The organism is Neobacillus sp. BF23-41 (assembly GCF_041106275.1).
This window is the reverse complement of sequence record NZ_JBGBPR010000091.1, coordinates 1-1,186: the sequence shown is the minus strand read 5'-3', so window position 1 is coordinate 1,186 and position 1,186 is coordinate 1. Positions and strand designations below refer to the sequence as shown.

General features: G+C 36.0%; 2 protein-coding genes. One reads left to right on the top strand and one right to left on the bottom strand.

All coding sequences use genetic code 11. The features are described 5' to 3' along the window. Positions 1-183 (bottom strand): VOC family protein (locus AB7942_RS30500; RefSeq protein WP_369449791.1); only part of this gene is annotated, 183 nt, incomplete at its 3' end. Between the two features lie 296 nt (positions 184-479). Here AB7942_RS30500 and AB7942_RS30495 point away from each other — a divergent pair. After that, entirely contained in the window at positions 480-875 is a 396-nt protein-coding gene (locus AB7942_RS30495) for a DUF3224 domain-containing protein (RefSeq protein WP_369449790.1), read from the top strand. The last annotated feature ends 311 nt before the right edge of the window (positions 876-1,186 follow it).

Here is a 1,186-nt window from a genome sequence, read left to right as displayed (position 1 = left end):
ATCTGGCATCCCCAATCCTACACATGCCGTTTTAACATCATTAAGCCCAACTATTCTGTCCAACTGTTCTCCATCCATTTCCCATTCCGCTTGCACTTCAAGTCCTAAATCAAGAAAAAACGCTTTAGCCTCTGAAAGATCATTTACATTTATACTCACATGATCTATTCTATTGATCTTCATATCTCATACCTCCTATGTTCCTGTTATTTTTAATACCTGTATTCGTGTAAGGTTTGTTTGAAATTCTAATTCGCTTAAAACGGGAAAATATCCTTCTTCAACAAATCTGCCAGTTAGTGCAGTAAAAAAGCCGTACTCCTTATTGAAGTAAAGCACCCGTTACTTTAAGTGTAATTTTTCACAAAGTTCGTAAAGAAAAATTAATAAAAACAATCCTATTCTATTATTGATAATGGTACTTTTTGGATATTATACTGGAGGTGAATTTCTATTTAATAATGAAGGGAGATTTACGTATGGAGGTAACATTTACAGTAAGCAAATGGAATGAAAAGCCAGTAGACGACACTAGAAAAGAATTCCCTATTAATATTGCCCATGTTGAATATGATATTGAAGGTGAATTAACAGGAAAAGCTTATGTTGAATATTTATTATTTTATATAGACTCTACTATAGATGATGGTCACTTGGCCACTTCTAAAATTTCCGGATTTCTGCATTTCGAAGGAACTTACAAGGGAAAACAGGGGACATTTACGGCTATAGAGCAAGGAATATTTGATAAAGGAAATCTAGATTCTCCAGCAACAATCATCAAAGCTACCGGTGACTTAGAAAGCTTAAAAGGGTCTTATAATTATAAGTTTACAGGTGAAACCAGTAAGATGATTCTAGACTTTAAATTCTAACAAAACAGTAAAAAAGGGCATCTCTGTACTACCAGGAATGTCCTTTTCGTCGAACGAGCTTCCTCAACTTTCCTGACCCGTTAGTGGAACAAGAAAAAAGAGCCGCCACAGCGACCCTTTGTTCAACTATAGCACCCTTTAGTTGAATAAGGTAAATGCGACTCATTGCTATTGGAGCTCGCACCTGATACTAGAAGAAAAATGAAACTTTACTTCTATTCTCTCTTCTCGAAGTAGTGGATAGGGCAGATCTCAATCCTCCAATCAAACTGCTCACCTGCATCCAATTGTGTTGTTGGATGTAAGGAAGC

Bases quoted from the DNA above. Each gene is read 5' to 3' on its own strand.
- AB7942_RS30495 (WP_369449790.1), top strand. From the start codon at position 480: ATGGAGGTAACATTTACAGTAAGCAAATGGAATGAAAAGCCAGTAGAC.